Source organism: Amycolatopsis camponoti (assembly GCF_902497555.1).
GTDB classification, from domain to species: Bacteria; Actinomycetota; Actinomycetes; order Mycobacteriales; family Pseudonocardiaceae; genus Amycolatopsis; species Amycolatopsis camponoti.
The window spans coordinates 2,783,867-2,803,024 of record NZ_CABVGP010000002.1; the positions used below are offsets into that span (position 1 = coordinate 2,783,867).

Below are 19,158 nucleotides of genomic sequence, written 5' to 3' on the forward strand. Positions count from 1 at the left end.
TGCCCAGTGGCTATTCGTTATGCCCATAGATTTCCAAAACAGTAGTGAGTGCAGTAGCCGCGTCTTCGCCGATAGCTCCTCGAACTGCCTCGTCAAATCTTTGTGCCCCTACCACATCGCGCAGGGACTGAAGTCGGCGAAGATCAAAAACCTGTTCGTGCAGATTCAGCTGAACGCGCACGTGGGCGGCGTGCGCGTGATGCGCGACAGCACCGATATGGTCGTTCATTGCTTCAGCGAGAGTTCCAAGCTGACTGGTTGTGATGGCCATGCCGGGGCGGTCGCCGAGCTCTTCGTCGATGGTAAGTGCGTCGGTGTAGCGGCGTTCGGCTTCGGTGTAGTCACCCCGGGCTTGGGCAAGGATGCCGAGTTGGTAGTAGGTGATGGCCATGCCGGCGCGGTCGCCGAGCTCCTCCAGGATGGTGAGTGCGACGGTGTAGCGGCGTTCGGCTTCGGTGTAGTCACCGCGGGCCCGGGCAAGGATGCCGAGCTGCCCGTAGCTGCGGGCCATGTCGGCGCGGTTGCCGAGCTCCTCGTTGATGGTGAGTGCGTCGGTGTAGCGGCGTTCGGCTTCGGTGTAGTCACCCCGGTCCTGGGCGAGGGTGCCGAGTTGGTGGTAGGTGCTGGCCATGCCGGCGCGGTCGCCGAGCTCCTTTTTGATGGTGAGGGAGTTGGTGTAGCGGCGTTCTGCTTCGGTGTAGTCACCCCGGGCTTGGGCGAGGGTGCCGAGTTGGTGGTAGGTGATGGCCATGCCGGGGCGGTCGCCGAACTCCTTTTTGATGGTGAGGGAGTCGGTGTAGCGGCGTTCTGCTTCGGTGTAGTCACCCCGGGCCTGGGCCAGCATGCCTAGCTGCCCGTAGCTACTGGCCATCCTGGCGCGGTCGCCGAGCTCCTCCAGGATGGTGAGTGCGTCGGTGTAGCGGCGTTCGGCTTCGGTGTAGTCACCCCGGGCTTGGGCGAGGATGCCGAGTTGGTGTTGCCACGGTACTTGCTGATCTACTGTCCGTGCCAGGACAGCGAGTGTGTGATGGATAAGTGCCAGTTCGTGATCCCAGCCGCCCACAGCATGAAGTCGGCGAGCGATGGTCCAACTAATTGCTTCTGCCTCGTCTAGTTGGTCGCCTGCGATGAGGTGGTGGCGCGCTTCCAGAGCGTCGTGCAGATCCGCCTCGCGGTCCTGAGGCCAGACCCTGATGCGCCAGTTCCAGTATTCCGCGGCCTTGCGGTGCGCTTGCCGCAGCTCGTCGTCGCGGCAGCGGCGTTCGAGAGCGGAGGCGGTCCAGCGATGCACGAACACCACCCCGGCCTCAGAATCCACGGTCAACAGACTGGTCGCCGCCAATGCCGCTACGAGGTCGCCAAGGTCGTATGAAGATGACCGTGGTGGCATCGGCACAGCCGCGAGCTCGTCGAGATCGGATTGAACCTGGGCCAGCACGTGCGCCGGCAGCTTGCCGATATCAAACTCGGCCAACGGGATATGTTGCTGCTCAAGCACATCCGAGATGTGTTGCTGTGCGCCTTCATATTCCGGTACATGTGCGGCGTCCTCGTCGACGTCGCCGATCTGGAACAGCAGCGCATCAAGGCCGAACGGTTCCCGGTAGACGGATGCGCCGAGCAGCAGCTCGCGTGCACCGGGGTGCTTCTCGAGCGTGCGCAGGAGTGCGTCGAGCAGAACGTCATCGGCGATCAGCGTCACCGTCTGCGCCAGCGCAGCGTCGAGCGTGTCGGCAGTCACGGCAGCTTGAGCCTTGGGGTGGGCCTGCAGCGCCTTGCTCAGGCGTGCGGTGACGTCGTGGTAACGGGCGTGGCCGTGGTTGAGGAGGGCGTCGAGGTATTCGAGGCTGCGGGGATGCCCGCCGACCAGTCGCCACACCTTCTCGAGGTCGTCATCGTCCAGCCGGTCCAGTGCCGGCAGCGACCAGATCAGCTTGAATGTCTCGGCCATCGACATCGGCCCGACCAGCGAAGACCGCAGATGCCGGTGCGCGTCGCCGGGCAGGCTGAACTCATAGCGGGACGTGACCAGCAACCGGCTCTCACCCGGATCCGTAGCCCAGCGCGCCAGCAGATTTGCTAGCGCGTCGTCGCCAAGCCGGCGGTTGGTGAGGTTGTCTTCGAAGTTGTCGAGCACCAGCAGGACCGGGACCTGACTGAACACTTCTTCGCATAAGGCGAGGAACCGGTCTTGCCACGCCTCGCTGACCTGGCTGGCATAGCCGACAATGCGCAGCAGCTGTTCGTAGCCGCCCTGTGTCGCCAGATGACGGCGAAGCGCGCCGGTCACCGCGGCGAGCACGTCATCCACTGACACTTCGCCCGTACAAACGGCGACCACCGGAAACTGCAGATGTTGTAGAAGTTCCGCGGCCAAGGTCGTCTTCCCGACGCCGCCGATACCGTGCAGGACGACACCGCTGACCGCACGCCCCGCAAGAGCGGCCGGCAGAGCTCGCTGCTCGCGACGACGGCCGACGAACTCGCCGTGACCACGCCACAGCAACCCACCCACCGACCTGCTCCTCGGCCACGACACCCGTTCCTGCTCTGCCGGATCAAACACCCTCATCGAGCCGGAACCCGCCAGAACAGTGACGACGCTCCATTCGTCCAGCGCCGCCAGGATGCTCTCTCGCGGATGCTCCGAGGCCGCCAGGTACAGCTGGACGATCCGGCGGGCATCGGCGACCGCGGCGACCACGTCCGGGACCGACGACTGCGCGAGTTCCTGATAGACGCGGGCGAACAGCGCGGTGGCGTACCAGTCGGTCACCGAGGTTTCGGTCCCGATGATGGCGCTCGCGCCGTGCTCGATCAGGTTTGCCGCCAGCGACGGCGCTCCTTCCTCGCCGGGAACGTCGGTGTAGCAAGCGGCCAGGCAGATCACCGGCGGCATCATCCCCGGCGGGACCGCCTCCTCCACCAACTCCTCTCCAGTCACCGCCCGCGCTGCGCCGTCGTCGTCTTCGAGCACGAGGACACCGGGGCCACCATGGCATGACAGGTGCAGAACGTGCGCTGGTGCCTCGTCCAGGGCGGCGCGGATTGCCGCGGTCGTCGCGAACGGCACCACCCGCACGTCCGCGTCACCGGCGCGGGCGCCGCGGACCGCGGCGACCACGTTGCGGAGTTCGCGTTCGTAGTCCAGCAGCGCACCGCCGCCGCGTTCCGGGGCGGAGATCGCGACCAGGATCCGCAGCGGCCCCGGAATCTTGCGGACCTTCGGTGCCTGCACCTGACGGAACACGGTGACCAGCGGACACAAGGCCAGCGGTCGCGACGTCACCGGGTCTGGCAGCGACTCCCACGGCAGTCCAGGCCATCCCGGCGCGTCGATGCCGAGACGGACCGGCACATGTTCGGTTGTGGCGCGCCGCAGCATCCGCGCCAGCGCGTCCGCGATCGGCGCGGGCAGGAACGATTCCGCCAGCAACTGCCCGGCCCGCCGCAGCGACACTGCTCCTATCGACTCGGCACGTTCCGCGTCGGGCGCGATCGTGCGGTCCACGGCGCCGGCGCCGGCGCCGGCGCGGGCCCGGGCGCGGTGCGCGTCGCCCAGCACGGCAGCAAGGCCCTCGCTGACCCCGCGATGGGGTGCCGTGATGGCGATGTTCGGGCCGGTCAGTCGGACCTCGGTCTCCGACATCGACAGCACCAGATCGACGGCCTCGCCCAGATCCGGCGCGCCGTCGACCACGACGTCAACGACGCCGGCCAGGAGGTTCTCGATGTCTTCAGTGCGGGCCACCCACACCGAATGCTCCAGCCAGCCGTCCGCCGCGTTGTAGCGGGCCGACACGACCCCGACCACCCGATCGTCGGAGATCCGCCGGACTGGGGCGCCGCTCATGCCTTTCATGACGTCTTTCGCCGACAACCGTCCCAGCGGGACTTGCCGGTCCCGGGTCGTCCCGCCCGCCCAGTGTCCGGGTGCGTCGAGGTGCCGGTACTCGTGTTCGGGGTCGTCTACCTCGACGACCCCGGTGACCACGACGGGATCGTTGAGTTCCGTCCAGTCGGTCGCGAACCACCCGGTCACCGACCCGGGTAACGGCTGTGACGCCCGCAGTACGGCTAGATCGTGCAGCGGATCGGTCCGGATGACCTGCGCTGTGGTGGGTTCGATCGCGCCGTTGAGCGCGTCGATGCTGACCGTGTCGTGTTCGGCGCCGCGGCCGAGATCGTTCAGGACGTGCCACGCCGTGACCAACACACTCGGCGACACCTGGAAACAGGTACCTACCGAGGCACCCTCGTCATTGAGCACCCGCCCCAGATAGGCACGTATGCGCGAGTCCGGCGGCATCAGGGTTACTTCGCAGCGTCGGGCTCGTAGGTCAGCTTCACCTTCAACGTTGCGTCCACAGAGCCGCCCGCAACGATCACATTGCCCTTGGCCGAAAACCCGAGCCCGAACTCGACCTCCAGCTTTGTTGGCCGCGCCGACTCCGCCGTCAGCTTGCCCAGCACCTCGACCGTCGACGCCGCCGCACCCACGATCACCTCATGCGCGCGACCGAACGCATCCAGCGCCTTCGCGCCAGCGTCTCCGAGCTTTGACGTCGGTTCCGTCCCCGCCACCGGCACCGTCGCTACCAGTACTTCGACCCCACCGAAACGCATCGGCACAACCTGACCAGCCACCGTGGCTCCTCCCTCGGGCTACCACAAACAGTCGCTTCTTCCGTCCGCACTGTTACGCAGGGTGCTGATCAACACCAGTGCCGTGGGCAGATCGCGTCCGCTCTTCGGCACGAGCGGGCATATCGGCTACTGGCAGACGACCGGTGCTTCACAGGTGCGCGGTTACGCGTCCGGCTCCCAGGCTGCGAGCTGCTCCACCGGCTCGATGTCGCCGGTGATTTCCAGGCTGTCGAGCGGGACGTGCTCGTAGAAGCAGAGGACCAGTTCGCTTGCTGTTCCTCGCATCGCCGCGTCGCCCGGTTCCGCGTCGGCGGCGAGGTCGCCGCGGCGGACGCCGTCGGCGTCGAGGGTCAGGCGCCAGGAGCGGCCCTCGGTGGTGTGCAGGTCGATGGTCGCCGGGGTGAACGGCCAGGGGACAGTCGTCGCCGAGACGGTGGTCAGGAACTCGTCGACGCCCTCGACCGCGACGTCGGTCGGCAGCGGCTGCGCGGCCCCCCGGGTGAGCTGGGCGTCGTAGGTGTGGACGGCGATCTCCTGGAGCTGGTGCCGGGCCACGGCCCCGCTGGTCTGCGGGGCCTGCGAGCGGGGCCACCACGTCCAGCAGCCGCGATCCGGGCCGGCGGCGCGCAGCGCGCCGAGCGTGAGTTCGGTCGACTCGGCGAGCCAGGCGTCCAGGGCTTCGAGGTCGCGGGGCGCGCTCGGGGCGGCCTTCGGGTCCGTCTTCGCCGGGGGCTCGGCGCCCTGTCGGTGGCCGGTGAGGGTGAGCCGATCCTGCTGTTGCACGGTTTTCCGCAGAGCCGGGCGTCCTGGACCGGTGGGAGAGTTCGATGGCACGCCAGCGGGACGAGCGGATCGACCAGGCCGTGCTGGCCGCCGTCACCACGCTCTTGCGCGAGGTCGGCTACCCGGGCCTGACCATGGAGGCCATCGCCCAGCGCGCGGGCACCACCAAGCCCGCCGTCCGCCGCCGGTGGAAAAGTCAGAAACACGTCGTCGTCGCCGCGCTGGCCGAGGAGCGCGCCGGGGTCGTGGAGGTCGACACCGGGTGCACCTGCTGTGACCTTTTCGGACATCTCGAGGCGCTCCGGCTCGGGATGGCCGACCTGGCCGACGATCCGGAACTGCGGGAGACCTTTCTCGCCGTCGTCTGGGAGCCTCGCCGGGAGGCGTGCGTCGAGTCCTTGAAGAAGGGTGAGGCGCGTGGGGAGATCCGCCCCGGACTCGACGTCGTCCTCATCGACCTCTTCGCCGCTCCGGTCGTGTTCCGCGTGCTCTTCGGGCATCGGAAACTCGACCAGGAGTTCGTGCGGGACGTCATAGGCGGCGTCCTGTCCGGAGTGGGCACGGCCGACGGCGGCCGCCTCTGTGCGCACATCGGTCCTTGATGGACATCAGCGGTTCGTCGCGCCCGACCTGGTCAGTGCCGGCTCGGGGAAGCCGTGGTCTCGGCGACGAACTTTTCGGCGACGTCGCGCAGTTTGACGTTCTGGTCCTGTGACGCCTTGACGAGCAGGTCGAACGCGTCGTCGGACGGGATGCTGTGCAGGGCCATGAGGATGCCCTTGGCCTGGTCGATCACCGCGCGGGAGTTGAGCGCGGCGCGTAGTTGTCCCATGGTCTCGCGGGCGGTGTGGTGCCGGAGGGTGCTGCGCAGCGCGGATTCGGCGGCGGCGGTGTAGAGGCCCAGCAGCGCGGCGTCGAGCGCGCCGAAGCTGTTGCCGCCGGTGTCGTAGAGGTTGAGTGAACCGTGGTAGTGGTGGTCGACGAACAGTGGGGCGGACAGGTAGGCGACGACTGAGTGTTCGTTCGCGGCCGCGGTGAATTCGGGCCATTGTGCTGCGGCTTCGGTCACCCTGACGCGTTGGAGTTCGCCGGTGCGGGCGGCCTCCAGGCACGGGCCTCGCCCGGCGTCGTACTGAGCCTGGTCGACGTGGTGCGCGCTGTCACCGGTCGCTGTCGCGGTGTACGGGGCGCCGTCGCGCAGCAGGGTGATGCTGGCGATTTCCGCGTCCGGCACCGCATGCATGACCTGCCGGCACACTCGCTGCAGAACGACCAGCAGTTCCTCTTCTTCGGCGATGGTGCCGGTCAGGCGATCCAGCGCGTCGGTCACGTCGTCCACTCTTCGTGCGGCGTCCCGCTCGGACAGCAGGTTGTCTTCCATGTCGTGCTCCCTCGCGGCGGGCTCGGCGTCTCCGACCACAGTAAGCGTCGCCTGGCGGCCCAGGCAGGGTGGGCGTTGATGCCGGGCCTCCGCTCACCGCGGCGGTCCTGCCGCACCGGACTCGGGAACGCGACTCGGCCACCTTGATCGCCGGGGTGTTATCGGGGAATCGCCGTGACCACAATGTTGTCCAGGTAGTTCCTCGTCTTTCGGTCGAACGTGCCACCGCAGGTGAACAACGTGACGCGAGGGCTGCCCTCGGTGTCGAAGTAGGTCCGCAGGTCGATGTCTTCCTTGGGAATCTGCTCGCGCGCGGTGACGACGTAAGTGCGTGTCTTGCCGTCGTCGCCAATGAGTTGCAGTGACGATCCGGGCCGCACTCGGTGCAACTGGAAGAAGGCGCCGGGGCCGGATTCCGCGCTGTCGACGTGGCCGCCGATGACCAGCGACCCGGTATTCGCGTCGAGTCCGGGGCCGTACCGGTACCAGCCGACGGCGCCTACGTCGCGGGGCGCGTCGAAGGCGCCGGTCTCGTCCACTCCCGCGGGCAGCACCGTCGCCGTCACGCCGATTTCCGGCAGCTTAAGCACCGTCGGGTTGATGACCCGCGTCGGCGTCGGCAACTCGGCGGCACTGGTCGGCGGTGCGGTGGTTTCCGGGGTGACCGAGGGCGGCGCCGTGGTGGCGAGGGCGACGACTTCTCGCTGTGGTTGTGAGGTCGACGCAACGGTGCCGGCCACCGCGAGGACGACTCCGGCGGCGACGAACGTCGCACCGAGGTGGCGGTGCGCCCCGGCGAACCGGGACGCACCGCCATGCGCGGGTCCGCTCATCGCGACGTCGGGTCCGGACGCCGGCGGACCAGCAGGGCGGTGCCGAGGAGCGCCAGCAGCACACCACCCGCGGCCAGGAGGGACCAGCCGCCGGCGACCTCGTCGGTAGCCAGACCGCCCGAGCCGGTCGGCATCGACGAGGGTGCGGAACCCAGGTTCTTGATCGTCTGGGCGGCGAGAGCGAGGGTTTTGGCGTCCGCGGAACCGATCGCATAGACGATCGTGGCCGTTCCGGCGGCCAGGTCGAGGTCCTTCGGCCCGAGCACGACGGTGGCGGTGCCGGCCAGGGTCACGTCGGCGTTGACGACGCCGGCGGGAAGGTCGGCCATGACTTCGTTCGGGTTCGTCAGCCCGGTGAACACCGGCTTTCCCGCGGCGCGCACGTCCACGGCCGGCGCGGCGGCGGTGTGCCGGACGACCACCCGGGCTTTGCCCGGCGCGGTCCGGCCGGTGTCGTTGACGAACGCGGTCAGCGCGGGCTTCGCCGCAGTGTCCAGGTGAGCGACGAGGCTGAGGTTCTTCCCGCCGGGGACGGCGAGGGTCTTGTTCTCCAGCAGCGCGCTGGAGACGGGCTCGCCGGGCTTGGTCAGCGCGACGTCGTAACTGCCCGCGGCCAGAGACAGCGGGCCGGCCACGCTCGCCGGTTGGAAGTTGTCGAGGGTCTTCTTCCCGTTGACGTAGACGTCGACCGGCTGGCCGGGGATGCCGTGGACGACCGAGACCATGGATTCCGTGGCCGCGCCGGCGGGAACCTGTGCCGAGAAAGTGGCCAGGACCCCGGCGGAGACGACCAGGGCGAGCGAACGCAGTGATCTGGGCATCGACTGCTCCTTCGGATCGGTGGCTCGTGCATCCGGTGGTTCGCCGCGGAGCGGGCGAACGGATGCGACGCGGAAGAAACAGCCGGTCGCCGGGGGTGAATCCGCCGGGGCCGCCGCGGGCGTACTGCTGTTCGCCGGGATCTGCCGGCCCGGGGACCGGAACTCGAGGTGCACGAGGATGCTGCTGGTGGAAGGTGTTGCGTCGACCGGGAGTGCGGTTACTGTGGCGCCCGTGTCCGATGACGCCGAGATGGCCGGCGAGCTCGCCCGCCGGTTCGCCGACGGGGAGCCGGATGCCTTGCGGGCCGTGTTCGACCGGCACGGCCCGGCGGTGCAGCGGCTGGTGCGCGCCAGCTTGCGTGACCAGGCCGACGTCGATGATGTCGTCCAGGCCACCTTCGTCTCCGCGTGGAACGGGCGGCACAGCTACGACCCGGACAAGGCCGGCCTGCTGGCCTGGCTGCTGGGCATCACCCGGCGTCGCATCGTGGACCTGCTGCGCGCCCGGGGCCGCCGGCAGCGCGACAGTGCCGCTGCCGCCGCGACGGCCCCGGCCGAGGCGCCCTCGGCGGAGTCCCCGGAGCGGATCGTCGACCGGTTGATCGTCGCGGACGGTTTGCGCCGGTTGCCGGACGCGCAGCGCGAGGTGCTCGAACTGGCCTTCTATGCTGACTTGACCCACACCCAGATCGCCGAGCGGACGGGCCTGCCGCTCGGGACGGTGAAGAGCCACCTGCGCCGCGGCATGCAGAAGTTGCGCTCCGATCTCGACAGCGCGCCGGAGGAGGTGCCCGATGACGCATCCCGATCGCGATCACCTCGTCCTGCTCGCCCTTGACGATCAGGAACCCGGCGCGGCGGACACCGCTCACCTCGACAGCTGCGCCGACTGCCGTGAAGAGCTCGAATCGCTGCGAGCGGTAGCGGGCCTCGGCCGTGAGGCGGCGGCGGAGACGGCTCTACCACCGGTGGCGGAGGCGGTGTGGGAGCGGATCGCGGCCGAGACCGGTCAGCCGTCGCTCGGGGCCGCGCGCGAGACGGCGGAATCGGCACACGATGCCGATCGTCGGGATGTCCTGCGGCCTCGCTTCAGCCGGGCCGTACGGTACGGCGTGGTCGCGGCGGCCGCCGCCGCGGTGGCCGCCGTGGTGACGGTGGCTCTCACGGGCGGTGGCCCGGATGAGGGCCGGGTGATCGCGCAGGCGCAGCTGAACCGGCAGGTGGCCGCGCCCGCCGAGGCAGCCGGTCAGGTCCGGATCATCGACAGCGGCGGCGGCTCGCTGCGACTCAAGCTCGAGCTGACCGGCATGCCGGCGCCGGCGGGCCTGTACGAGATCTGGCTCTACGACGGCAAGACCACCATGATTCCGCTCGGGGTCGTCGCCGGCACAGATGCCGACGTCGCCATCCCCCACACCCTGACGCTGCAAGCCTTCCCGATCGTCGACGTATCGGCGCAGCAGCTCGGGCAGCAGGAGCACGGCACCAGCATGGTTCAGGGAACCCTCCGCGTCGAAGGGCCGTAGCCGAGCGAGAGCGAAAGCCACCGCGAATTCTCGTCCGTGGTGCATCCGGCATGGCCGCTGTCGCCGTACCAACTGCGTCCGGAAGCATCGAGAATGGAGCTGTTATGCGTCTTCGCGTGGTCGGAGTATCGATTGCCGCAGCGGCGATCATGACTGGCGCCGTGGCAGCGCCGGCTCAGGCCGCTCAGCCGGCCGGCACCACGGCAGCGTTTCATGCCGCCTCGCACCACCACGGGTTCCACTTCGGGAAAGGCCGCACCGACCTGACGCTGGACCCGGCGGCCGCCGGCGCGCTCACCTCGCTCGGGGTGCGGGTTTCCCCGGTCCTCGCCAAGGTCAGCCACCCCGGCGGCAAGACCGTGTTCGGATTCACGATCGTCGGAAACCCCAAGGACGGCACCATCGAGCACGTCGGCGGGCTGCTGCTGCGCGCGGGCGGGACCTGCCTGTACCTGACCAGTTACACGATCGACCTCAACCGCGGCGTGCTGAGCGGGCGGGTCGACTTCGGCACCCGGGCCGACTTGTTCACCGTCGGCGCCGCGACACCCGATGGCGTCACGCTGGCGTTGACCGCCCCGGCGGCGGCGCTGCTGAACAAGACCTTCAAGGTCAGTGCCTTCACCGCCGGCCTGGTCATCGGGTACGGCAATCCCATGATCCGCAAGTAGCACCGGTTCTCGGCCGGGGGAGTGGCCTCGCCACTTCCCCGGCGATCTGGCCAGGAGATCACGATGGCTTCTTCGAACCTGCACGCTTGTCTCAGCCCATAGTCACGCCCGTTTCCCGGCCGACCGGCGTCAGCTGTAGGCGAACAGGTTCTGCTGGACGTCCGCTGCGCGGAACAGGTGATCGCGGGACCGCTCGAGCTCACCGCGCAGGCGGACGAGGTCGGCTTCGAGCAGGGATCCCTGCCACTTGCGGATCTTGCCGGCGACGATGACGGTCTCGACGTTGCTCCGGTCCATGAGCGACACCACGGCTCCAGGCACACTGTTGAGCGGGGTGACGTTGAGTGCGGTGGCGTCGAGCAGGACGATGTCGGCTTCTTTGCCCGGCGTCAGTGAGCCGGTCTTGTGGTCGAGACGCAGGTGTTCGGCGCCGTTGATGGTGGCGAACCGCAGGACATCCCGGACGGTGAACAGCTGCGGAGTGCCCGGTGCGGGCGCCGGGTAGTGGCCGGGCGGGGTGAAGCCTCCCTGGGCGAGGACGCTCTCGTTGACCAGCATGCGCTGCATGGTCATCGTGGAGCGCATGAGCGTGAAGGGGTCGGGTGCCATGGTGGTCTCGACGTCGGAGCTGAGAGAAGGTTCCAAGCCCAGTTGCTGCAGCTTCAGCAGCGGAGGGGTGCCGTGGCGCATGGTCATCTCGATCGGTGTGGACACCGAGACGTGGACACCGGCGTCGCGGACGCGCTCCCACGCGAAGTCCGACATGCCCGTCATGTGGATGAGGAGCACGTCCGGACCGAAGCCGATGTCTTTTCCGGTCCCGCCGCGGCCGTGGGCGAGGTCGTCGAGGAGCGGTCGCATGCCGAACGCACCCACGGCGTGGGCGGCGATCTGCAGGTCCAGCTCGCGGGCGATGCCCCAGGCGTTCGAATACAGCTCCTCGCCGAGGTAGAACTCGCCACCCATGACCATGGTCACCAGCTGGTCGTCGGAGGAGAACCACTGCTTGCGGACGCGGTAGGCGTCCTGGGGGTAGCGGGCTTCGGCGCGGCCGTCGCCTTCGAAATAGCCGAAGGCCGCGCGACGGCCGGCGTCGGCCAAGGCTTCGATCGCGGCGTCGGTGTGCTCGGGGGAGTGGTGGATCTGGGAGACGTCGAGCACGGTGGTGACGCCGGCGTCGAGCTGAGCGAGCCCACCGAAAAGCGTGGTGATGTAGACGTCCTCGGGCCGGTACACCGGCGCGAACCGCTGCAGGACGTGGCCGACATACGTGGGGTCCGCGCTCGGCGTGCCGGATCCGTCGTCGACCAGCAGGCCGTTGGCGAGGAACGAACGCAGCGCGGTTTCGAACAAGTGGTGGTGGGTGTCGATGAAGCCGGGCATGACGATGCGCCCGCGTGCGTCGACGACGTCCACCCCGGGTGCCTCGATCGCGGGAGCGATGGCGGCGATCTTGTCACCGTCGACCAGGACGTCGGCGATCTCGAAGTCGCCCACCTCCGGGTCCATGGACATGACGGCTCCGCCGCGGATGAGGTAGCGCCGACCCGGACGGCCGGTGTCGACCGGGGCGGTGGCGGGGTTCTCGGGCATGGCTGTACTCCTTCATGACTGGTTCGATGGGTTAGGAAGACGCGGGGGCGGCGCGCGGCGCCCCGGTGTAGCTGGGCAGCCCGGCGCCGGGCGGCGGGACCTGCCGGGCACCGACCGGGTTGCGCAGCACGCCGACGCCGGACGCTTCCAGCTCCACGACGTCACCGGCCTGGATCCAGCGGTCCAGTTCGAGACCGCAGCCGCCACCCACGGTGCCGAGCGCGAAGAACTCGCCAGGATGCACGGGTTCATCGAGGGAGGCCCAAGCCAGCACCTCGGCGAAGGAGAACTGCCGGTCGGCCGTGGTTCCGCTCGCCCAGGTTTCGCCGTTGACCCGGGCCGCCAGCCCGATCGACCATTCGTCGACTTCGTCCATGGTGAGCACGCTCGGCCCCATCGCGGTGCAGAAGTGCTTTCCCTTGGACGGCCCGATGGTCAGGCTCATCTCGAAGAACTGGATGTCCCGTGCGCTCACGTCGTTGAAGATCGTCACGCCGGCGATCAGGCGGCCCGCCTCGTCGGGAGTGAGGTTGACCCCGCCGCCCGAAGTGAAGAAGCCCAGCTCGAGTTCGAAGTCGAGTTGTCCGGTGTAGGACGGCCACAGCAGCGGATCACCAGGTCCGACGACCGTCTCGGCGTTGCCCTGGTAGCAGATCGGCATGGCGGTGAAGGCCGGTGGAACCGGTAGCCCGGATCCTGCCGCGTGGTCGGTGTAGGTCAGGTAGTCGCGGATGCGGCGCGGGCGGGGGACCGGTGCCAGCAACCGCACGTCGTCGAGGGGGAAGACCGCCGGTGTCCCGTCCGGCGCGCTCAGCTCGGGTCCGCGCTCGTCGGCGAGGAGCAGTGCGTGCGCGCCGAGGTCGAGCCCGCGAGCACCTTCTCCGAAGAAGGCCACCATCTCGGTGGGAAGGCGTGGTGCATCGCCCCGTGTGGCGCCCCGCAGCGCGCGGTCGGGGTCGACGACGACGTCGCCGTGCTGGATGCCCACCCGCGGCAGCTCGCCGGGGGCGACGTAGGTGACCAGGCGCATGGTTCCCCCGTTCGGTCAGCGGTACTGGAGGCGGGCTTGGCGGGGGACGTCACCGAAGTCGCCGCGGTGGAAATCACGGAAGGCCTGGGCGATCTCGTCCTCGGTGTTCATCACGAACGGGCCGCCGACGGCGACGGGCTCGCCGATCGGTTCTCCGCTGCAGGCCATGACGACGACAGGTGTGTCTCCCCGTGCCTCCACGGCGATCGATGAGACGAGCGCATGTGGGGCGGGGTCGGACCAGGCGATCTGACCGGCTTCGACAGCGTGTCCGGCGATCGACGCTCGGCCGGAGAGGACGTAGAGGAACGCGCGGTCGCGGCCGGGCAGGAGGTGGTCGAGCCGGTGACCCGGTTCCAGCGTGAGAATCGCGCCGGAAATGGGCCACTCGGTGACAGCGGGTCCGCTGAGCTCGCCCACCTGGCCCGAGATCACGTCGATCCGAGTCCCGTCCTGCTCGATGACAGGGCGTTGTCCGGCGAGCAGGTCCTGGTAGCGCGGACCGGTCAGCTTCCGGTCGGCGGGAAGGTTCACCCACAGCTGCAGGGTGTGTGCCCGTTCGTCGCGGAAGGCGAGCTCGCGGTGGATGATGCCGTGGCCCGCGGTCATCCACTGCACGTCGCCGGTGGTCAGCGCGCCGCTGTTACCGGCGCTGTCTCCGTGCTCGAGGACGCCGTCGACGACCAGGGTCACGGTTTCCACGCCGCGGTGCGGGTGCCATTCGAAGCCGGGAGAAGAGAACCAGTCTTCGCTCAGGACGAGGAAGGGATCGGTCAGCTCCGGACGGGCTGGGCCCATGACGAGGTACCGGTCGTCCACTTGGGCGTCCGGCCCCAGGTGCGTCTTGCTTTCGATCCGCGCGAGAGCGCGTTGCGGGATGGTCATCAGCGCGCCACGAAACGCTGCCGCAGCTCGCCGATTCCCTCGACCCAGCTGCGGAGCTCGTCTCCGGGCCGCAGGTACCGCTCGGGTTTCCGGCCCATGCCCACGCCGGCCGGCGTGCCGGTGAAGATCACGTCGCCGGGATAGAGGGTGACGACCGACGACAGGTGTGCGATCAGCTCCGGGACGGAGAAGATCATGTCGGCCGTTCGGGCCTTCTGCACTTCCTCGCCGTTGACCGTGCACCCGATCTCCAGGTCGTCGGGGTCGGGCAGCTCGTCCGGCGTCACGAGGACCGGGCCGGTGGGGGAGAAACCGGCGTGGGACTTGGCCAGGCTGAACTGCGGGACCGGGCCGCGCAGCTGCGACCGGCGCTCCGAAAGGTCTTGGCCCACGGTCAGCCCGGCCACGTGGCTCCAGGCGTGCTCGAGGTCGACGTCGCGGGCCGTCCGGGAGATCACCGCGACGAGCTCCACCTCCCAATCGACGGCCGCGGTCGGCAGGCGCACCACGCTGACCGGCCCGGAGAAGGAACTCGCGAACTTGGTGAAGACCGTCGGCTCCTCCGGGAGCTGGGTGATACCGCCCTCGGCGGCGTGGTCTGCGTAGTTGAGACCGATCGCGAAGACCTGCCGGGGTGCCGGCGCCGGCGAGCCGAGCGACGCCGGGTCCAGCTCGGCCGCGTCAAGGTGGTCGTCCTGTCCGGCTGCCCACTGCTTGAAGTCGTCGAAGACCTCGTACACGGCTTGCGGATCCGCGGCGAATCGGCCCTCGCTGGCACTGGCGACGTCGATGGCACGGTCGGCGATGAGGAGCTTCAGGCGTCCTCCGACATTGGCGATACGCATGGTCGATCAGGCTTTCTCGTGCGAGTCGGTCATCAGTTCCGCGAGGTCCTCGGGTTTCAGGAACGACGGCGGGGGCGGCGGTCCCCAGGCGTACAGGCTCTTCTCGCCGGCGATGACGCCGGGCTTCCAAAGCTGGTCGTCGACGATGCAGTCGAGGTCGGAGTAGTACTCGGAGAAGTTGCCGGCCGGGTCGCGCAGGTACCAGAAGAAGTTCGAGCCGATGTGGTGCCGGCCCAGCCCCCAGGTGTGCCGCTCCGGGTGACCTTCCAGCATCGCGGTCGCACCCCGGCCGACCTCGTCGACGTCGTCGACCTCCCACGATGTGTGGTGCAGGAAATTGACGGGCGCCTGCTGGACGAGGACGTTGTGGTGGTCGGTGGAGCAGCGCAGGAACGACGCGAGTCCGGGGGCCTCGTCGCTGACCTTGAAGCCGAGGCCTTCGGTGAAGAACCGCTGGGTCGCGGCCTGGTCGGCGGATCCGAAGACCACATGACCCAGCTTCCGGGGCCGGACCGGCTCCTGCCGCTCGACGCCGGGTGCCCGCACGTCGGGTCTGGTGACCGCGCCGGGCGTGTTGTACAGGGGAGCGGGCGTCGGCTTCTGCTGCAGCCGAGGCGCTATCGACACCACGACCTCGAGGCCGGTGACCGGGTCGGCGGCGCGGAGGGCGTCGCCTTCGCGCCGGGCATCGACCTCGAGCCGGTTCAACGACGCCTTGACGCGCTCCAGGTCGTCCGGGTCGTCGACGCCGACGCCGAGGGTCAGCAGCCGTCGGCGCGGGCTGTGCCTGATGTGCAGTTGGTCGCCTCCGTCCGTGGTGGCGAACCGGTGCCCGTTGCCCTCGCCGGAGGGAGTGAGCCCGAACTCCCGGTAGTAGCCGGCGGTTTCCTCGACGTTCGGCACGCCGACGGTGATATCGGTCAAGCGGTGCAGCCCCATCGATGGCCTCCTTGCTCAGCTGGGTGACGACCTCCGAGATTTCATACTCCACCGCAAACTCTCGATCGTCAACAAGAGAATCGATTCTGTGGGGTAGAGTGTGGTATCGTTGCCGGCATGGTGAAGCGTGCGGGTGGAGAGAGCCTGGCCGTGGCCGTGTACGAGCAGGTGCGGTCCGCGATCCTCAACAGCGGCGAACTCCTCCCGGGGCAGCGGCTGAAGCCCGCAGACCTCAGCGGCCGCTATGGCGTGAGCCTCAGCGTCGTCCGTGAGGCGCTCGGAATGCTGGCCGCCAAGGGGCTCGTGCGCATCGACCGCAACCGCGGCTTCCACGTCACCCCGCTGACCGAGGAGACGCTGGCCGACTTGACCGAGGCGCGGCTGATCAACGAAGGCGCGGCGGTGCGGCTGTCAGTGCAACGGGGCGACGTCAGCTGGGAGTCCGAAGTCCTGGCCGCGCACCACCGGCTGGCCAGCCAGCCGCTGTTCCTGCCCGGCGACCCGCCACCACGCAACGAGGAGTGGGCTCAGGCGCACATCGACTTCCACCACGCCCTGATCAAGGCCTGCGGCAACCCGATCCTGCTCGACATCTGCGCGCGGTTGACCGACACCGCCGAGCTCTACCGGGCATGGTCCGCCGCCGGAACCCGGCAGGTGCACCGCGACGTCGCCGCCGAGCACCGGGGCCTGCTCGAGGCCGCGCTCGCGCGCGACGCCGACCTGGCCGTAGCGCGGTTCGAAGCGCACGTGACCCGGACCGGCCAGGTCCTCGCCAGCTCCGGTCTGCTCGCGGCCGACGGCGAACCCGCAAGCGGTGCGGCGAGCTGATCCAGGTCCACGACGTCGTCCATCGGGCAGCGGCGATTGCGCGCCGCATCACGGGTGCGGAACGCCTCGACGCTTCTGGACGTCGACACCTGCCCCAGCGTGGCGCCCGGTGTTCCCGTATGCCGCGGTCGAGAACCAGAGCCTCGATGCCGGTGTCACGCTACAGCGCTGTTGGCTCCGCTTGCCGCCGCAGCCTAGGTCGTCGTTGCAGAGCTTCAGGTGGCGTCGCTCAGCAATCGGCCGAAGCCTTCGACAGCGAGGTATGGGTTGAGTTGCGGGTGACGGCCGGCCACCGCCACGTCGCGCCAAAAGCGCTGCAGCGCGTTGCTCGTGGCGAAGCCGCTCGCGCCGTGGAGGTCGAGCATGCGCTCGATCGCCGCGCGGCAATCCGTTGCGGCGTCGGCCCGCTCCTGCTGCATGCGGCTGTTTTCGAGGGGCGTGACGGCCGGCTCCGCGTCGATCCGCGCCGCCAGGGCCTGCATCGTCCGCTCGGCGCGCTGCGCCAAGGTCGTCGCCTCCGCCAGCCAGTGCCGGGCGCCCGGCGAGTCGCTCATTCGCGTGTACGACGTCATGAACGGCTTGCGGGGTGAGGCGAACATCGAGCCGATGACGTCCAGTGCGCCGAACGTCGCGCCCACGACCGTCGCGAGCACACTGAGCCCCCACAAGTTGATGGCTTTGGGGTCGGGTGGGTAGTGCACCCGATGGCCCGACGCCACCTGATCAAGGGGAACCAGGATGTCGTCGGCCACGAGTGAATGGCTGCCGGTACCGCGCATGCCGGCCATGTCCCACGTGTGATCGACGCTCAGCTCGGCCGTCGGGACGAGGACGAGCGCGAACTCACCGTCGACGATCGTGCCGAGGCTGGCCCACGTGGCGTCCTCGCATCCGGAGACGGCCGCCCACCGGCCGCTGACACGCACGCCATCCGGGCCGCTCTCGCCGCGACCGGTCGGCGCGCCGACCCCGCAGAACAGAGCGTCGGGATCCGCGAACAGTTCGTCGAGGGTGTGGTCGGGGAAGTCGCCGAACGTGATCATGTTCTTGCTGACCAGGCAGGTGCTCACGATCCAGGCGGTGGACGGGCAATCCCGGGCCATCGCGGCGATCACGTCCGCGACGGTGGTGGCCGTCGCCCAGGAGCCGCCGTGCGTGGCGGGCGTACGGAGGGCGAACGCGCCGACCGCCTTCGCGGCCTTCAGGCTGGTCGAAGCCAGCCGACCGCGTTGTTCGGTTTCCGCAGCGTTGGCGGCGAGGATTTCGATCACGATGTCCACCGAAGCGCGGTCGGTGGCACGCTGCCATAAGCGCACGGTCCGGATTCATAAGAATTCGGACGGCATCGGAGCCCGCTGCGCCTGTCGTCGCCGCGACGGCGAGCTACGATCGTCTTCGTGGACATGATCAGCGAGGTGATCAGCGCACTCCACGCAGGGAGGCCGTCCGCGGCGCGGGTCAGCCAGTCCGGAGAGTGGGGCTTCCGGCTTCCGGATATCGAGGGCATGGGCTTTCACGTGGTGCTCGGCGGCGAAGGCTGGTTGACCACAGGCGGCGGTCCGCCGGTGAGGCTGCGACCCGGAGATGTGGTGCTCGTGCCGTACGGCGCGGAGCACGGGCTCAGCCATTCGGCCGCGGCCCGGCTCGGGAGCCTGCCGATGATGCGGCAACCGCTCTGGACCAGGCCCGCCGAGGGATCCGCGCACATCGACTTGATCCTCGGGTGCTACCACGTCGGGCACACCCGGACCCACCGGTTGCTTCGAGACCTCCCGCCGGTCGTCGCCGTTTCGCCGGACTTCGAGCGGCACCCGGAGCTGCGGGCGCTGATGGAATTGCTCTCGGCGGACGTGTCCGAAGGCGCGTCGGGCATGGCGACGGCTCGGGCCGCGCTGGTCGACCTGACGCTCGCCCACGCGCTGCGCCACGGATGGCAGCAGTCCCGTGACACGGAGTGGCCCGATGTCACGGATCCGGGCATCGCCGCGGCGATCGACCAAATGCACGCCAATCCGCAGCAGCCGTGGACGTTGAAAAGTCTCAGTGAAATCGCGGGCATGTCGCGCACCGCGTTCAAGCAACAGTTCACCGCTCTGGTCGGTACGCCGCCGATCACCTATCTCATCGATTGGCGCCTGACGCGCGGCGCGCGTGCACTGCGCGATTCAACGGCGCCGCTGGCGGTGATCGCGCGTCAGGTGGGCTACTCGAGCGAGTATGCCTTCGGAAACGCGTTCCGGCGCAAATTCGGCGTGTCGCCGGGCCGATTCCGCCAGCAGGTGACTCGCGAACTGACGCCGGTAGGTGAATCGGCCGTCCCGACCCGGACTTGACCGCGGTCGGGGCGTCCGATGACCTGCTTTTCAAGAGGGG

Annotated in this window: 18 protein-coding genes; 6 read left to right on the forward strand and 12 right to left on the reverse strand. The window is 69.0% G+C overall.

All coding sequences use genetic code 11. The features are described 5' to 3' along the window. Nucleotides 1-10 precede the first annotated feature (10 nt). The 3 genes from AA23TX_RS33385 to AA23TX_RS33395 all read right to left on the reverse strand — a co-directional run bounded on the left by AA23TX_RS33385 (nt 11) and on the right by AA23TX_RS33395 (nt 5,430). Complete coding sequence (locus tag AA23TX_RS33385; RefSeq protein WP_196425644.1) at nt 11-4,270, reverse strand: tetratricopeptide repeat protein; 4,260 nt, start codon at nt 4,268-4,270, stop codon at nt 11-13. Between the two features lie 44 nt (nt 4,271-4,314). Continuing rightward, nucleotides 4,315-4,647 carry a CU044_2847 family protein gene (locus AA23TX_RS33390; RefSeq protein ID WP_155546696.1) on the reverse strand — a complete coding sequence of 111 codons (333 nt, stop codon included), beginning with the start codon at nt 4,645-4,647 and terminating at the stop codon, nt 4,315-4,317. A gap of 162 nt (nt 4,648-4,809) precedes the next feature. After that, on the reverse strand, nt 4,810-5,430 hold the full coding sequence (locus AA23TX_RS33395) for a maleylpyruvate isomerase N-terminal domain-containing protein (RefSeq protein ID WP_230862848.1): 621 nt from the start codon (nt 5,428-5,430) through the stop codon (nt 4,810-4,812). A gap of 44 nt (nt 5,431-5,474) precedes the next feature. On the opposite strand from AA23TX_RS33395, the gene AA23TX_RS33400 reads away from it, so the two are divergent. Continuing rightward, complete coding sequence (locus AA23TX_RS33400) at nt 5,475-6,032, forward strand: TetR/AcrR family transcriptional regulator (RefSeq protein ID WP_155546697.1); 558 nt, start codon at nt 5,475-5,477, stop codon at nt 6,030-6,032. A gap of 32 nt (nt 6,033-6,064) precedes the next feature. Here the strand turns inward: AA23TX_RS33400 and AA23TX_RS33405 are convergent, their stop codons facing one another. The 3 genes from AA23TX_RS33405 to AA23TX_RS33415 all read right to left on the reverse strand — a co-directional run bounded on the left by AA23TX_RS33405 (nt 6,065) and on the right by AA23TX_RS33415 (nt 8,465). Continuing rightward, nucleotides 6,065-6,811: a GAF and ANTAR domain-containing protein gene (locus tag AA23TX_RS33405; RefSeq protein ID WP_155546698.1), complete on the reverse strand. Its 747-nt coding sequence runs from the start codon at nt 6,809-6,811 to the stop codon at nt 6,065-6,067. A 158-nt stretch (nt 6,812-6,969) separates the two neighbouring features. Further along, nucleotides 6,970-7,644 carry a class F sortase gene (locus AA23TX_RS33410; protein WP_155546699.1) on the reverse strand — a complete coding sequence of 225 codons (675 nt, stop codon included), beginning with the start codon at nt 7,642-7,644 and terminating at the stop codon, nt 6,970-6,972. Further along, complete coding sequence (locus AA23TX_RS33415) at nt 7,641-8,465, reverse strand: DUF4397 domain-containing protein (RefSeq protein ID WP_155546700.1); 825 nt, start codon at nt 8,463-8,465, stop codon at nt 7,641-7,643. The genes AA23TX_RS33410 and AA23TX_RS33415 overlap by 4 nt, the downstream gene beginning before the upstream one ends. Before the next feature lie 178 nt (nt 8,466-8,643). Here AA23TX_RS33415 and AA23TX_RS33420 point away from each other — a divergent pair, with 178 nt between their 5' ends. The 3 genes from AA23TX_RS33420 to AA23TX_RS33430 are packed head-to-tail and all read left to right on the forward strand — an operon-like array spanning nt 8,644 to nt 10,662. Further along, on the forward strand, nt 8,644-9,303 hold the full coding sequence (locus AA23TX_RS33420; RefSeq protein ID WP_230862849.1) for an RNA polymerase sigma factor: 660 nt from the start codon (nt 8,644-8,646) through the stop codon (nt 9,301-9,303). Further along, nucleotides 9,260-9,991, forward strand: coding sequence for an anti-sigma factor domain-containing protein (locus AA23TX_RS33425; protein WP_155546701.1), 732 nt, complete (start codon nt 9,260-9,262; stop codon nt 9,989-9,991). Before AA23TX_RS33420 ends, AA23TX_RS33425 begins: the two co-directional genes overlap by 44 nt. A 50-nt stretch (nt 9,992-10,041) precedes the next feature. Then, nucleotides 10,042-10,662: a hypothetical protein gene (locus AA23TX_RS33430; RefSeq protein WP_155546702.1), complete on the forward strand. Its 621-nt coding sequence runs from the start codon at nt 10,042-10,044 to the stop codon at nt 10,660-10,662. 129 nt (nt 10,663-10,791) lie between these two features. On the opposite strand, the gene AA23TX_RS33435 is transcribed toward AA23TX_RS33430, so the two are convergent. The 5 genes from AA23TX_RS33435 to AA23TX_RS33455 are packed head-to-tail and all read right to left on the reverse strand — an operon-like array spanning nt 10,792 to nt 15,954. Next, nucleotides 10,792-12,255: an amidohydrolase family protein gene (locus AA23TX_RS33435; RefSeq protein WP_155546703.1), complete on the reverse strand. Its 1,464-nt coding sequence runs from the start codon at nt 12,253-12,255 to the stop codon at nt 10,792-10,794. 31 nt (nt 12,256-12,286) lie between these two features. Then, nucleotides 12,287-13,285, reverse strand: a complete 999-nt coding sequence (locus AA23TX_RS33440; RefSeq protein WP_155546704.1) for a fumarylacetoacetate hydrolase family protein — start codon at nt 13,283-13,285, stop codon at nt 12,287-12,289. Between the two features lie 15 nt (nt 13,286-13,300). Continuing rightward, nucleotides 13,301-14,170, reverse strand: coding sequence for a pirin family protein (locus AA23TX_RS33445; protein ID WP_155546705.1), 870 nt, complete (start codon nt 14,168-14,170; stop codon nt 13,301-13,303). Beyond that, a complete protein-coding gene (locus tag AA23TX_RS33450) occupies nt 14,170-15,015 on the reverse strand; it encodes a fumarylacetoacetate hydrolase family protein (protein ID WP_155546706.1) in 846 nt (281 codons plus the stop codon). The genes AA23TX_RS33445 and AA23TX_RS33450 overlap by 1 nt, the downstream gene beginning before the upstream one ends. 6 nt (nt 15,016-15,021) lie before the next feature. Continuing rightward, nucleotides 15,022-15,954, reverse strand: coding sequence for a VOC family protein (locus tag AA23TX_RS33455; protein WP_155546707.1), 933 nt, complete (start codon nt 15,952-15,954; stop codon nt 15,022-15,024). Between the two features lie 117 nt (nt 15,955-16,071). Between AA23TX_RS33455 and AA23TX_RS33460 the strand changes: the two genes are divergently transcribed. Next, on the forward strand, nt 16,072-16,785 hold the full coding sequence (locus tag AA23TX_RS33460; RefSeq protein WP_155546708.1) for a GntR family transcriptional regulator: 714 nt from the start codon (nt 16,072-16,074) through the stop codon (nt 16,783-16,785). 215 nt (nt 16,786-17,000) lie between these two features. Here AA23TX_RS33460 and AA23TX_RS33465 read toward each other — a convergent pair whose 3' ends face one another. Continuing rightward, on the reverse strand, nt 17,001-18,065 hold the full coding sequence (locus AA23TX_RS33465) for an acyl-CoA dehydrogenase family protein (RefSeq protein ID WP_230862850.1): 1,065 nt from the start codon (nt 18,063-18,065) through the stop codon (nt 17,001-17,003). Nucleotides 18,066-18,188: 123 nt separating this feature from the next. Here AA23TX_RS33465 and AA23TX_RS33470 point away from each other — a divergent pair, with 123 nt between their 5' ends. Then, on the forward strand, nt 18,189-19,118 hold the full coding sequence (locus tag AA23TX_RS33470; RefSeq protein ID WP_155547476.1) for an AraC family transcriptional regulator: 930 nt from the start codon (nt 18,189-18,191) through the stop codon (nt 19,116-19,118). The last annotated feature ends 40 nt before the right edge of the window (nt 19,119-19,158 follow it).

Coding starts and splice junctions, on each gene's coding strand:
- AA23TX_RS33440 (WP_155546704.1), bottom strand. CDS start 13,285: ATGCGCCTGGTCACCTACGTCGCCCCCGGCGAGCTGCCGCGGGTGGGC.
- AA23TX_RS33415 (WP_155546700.1), bottom strand. CDS start 8,465: ATGCCCAGATCACTGCGTTCGCTCGCCCTGGTCGTCTCCGCCGGGGTC.
- AA23TX_RS33425 (WP_155546701.1), top strand. CDS start 9,260: ATGACGCATCCCGATCGCGATCACCTCGTCCTGCTCGCCCTTGACGAT.
- AA23TX_RS33430 (WP_155546702.1), top strand. CDS start 10,042: ATGGCCGCTGTCGCCGTACCAACTGCGTCCGGAAGCATCGAGAATGGA.
- AA23TX_RS33470 (WP_155547476.1), top strand. CDS start 18,189: ATGATCAGCGAGGTGATCAGCGCACTCCACGCAGGGAGGCCGTCCGCG.
- AA23TX_RS33455 (WP_155546707.1), bottom strand. CDS start 15,954: ATGGGGCTGCACCGCTTGACCGATATCACCGTCGGCGTGCCGAACGTC.
- AA23TX_RS33435 (WP_155546703.1), bottom strand. CDS start 12,255: ATGCCCGAGAACCCCGCCACCGCCCCGGTCGACACCGGCCGTCCGGGT.
- AA23TX_RS33450 (WP_155546706.1), bottom strand. CDS start 15,015: ATGCGTATCGCCAATGTCGGAGGACGCCTGAAGCTCCTCATCGCCGAC.
- AA23TX_RS33405 (WP_155546698.1), bottom strand. CDS start 6,811: ATGGAAGACAACCTGCTGTCCGAGCGGGACGCCGCACGAAGAGTGGAC.
- AA23TX_RS33410 (WP_155546699.1), bottom strand. CDS start 7,644: ATGAGCGGACCCGCGCATGGCGGTGCGTCCCGGTTCGCCGGGGCGCAC.
- AA23TX_RS33460 (WP_155546708.1), top strand. CDS start 16,072: ATGGTGAAGCGTGCGGGTGGAGAGAGCCTGGCCGTGGCCGTGTACGAG.
- AA23TX_RS33445 (WP_155546705.1), bottom strand. CDS start 14,170: ATGACCATCCCGCAACGCGCTCTCGCGCGGATCGAAAGCAAGACGCAC.
- AA23TX_RS33420 (WP_230862849.1), top strand. CDS start 8,644: ATGCTGCTGGTGGAAGGTGTTGCGTCGACCGGGAGTGCGGTTACTGTG.
- AA23TX_RS33400 (WP_155546697.1), top strand. CDS start 5,475: ATGGCACGCCAGCGGGACGAGCGGATCGACCAGGCCGTGCTGGCCGCC.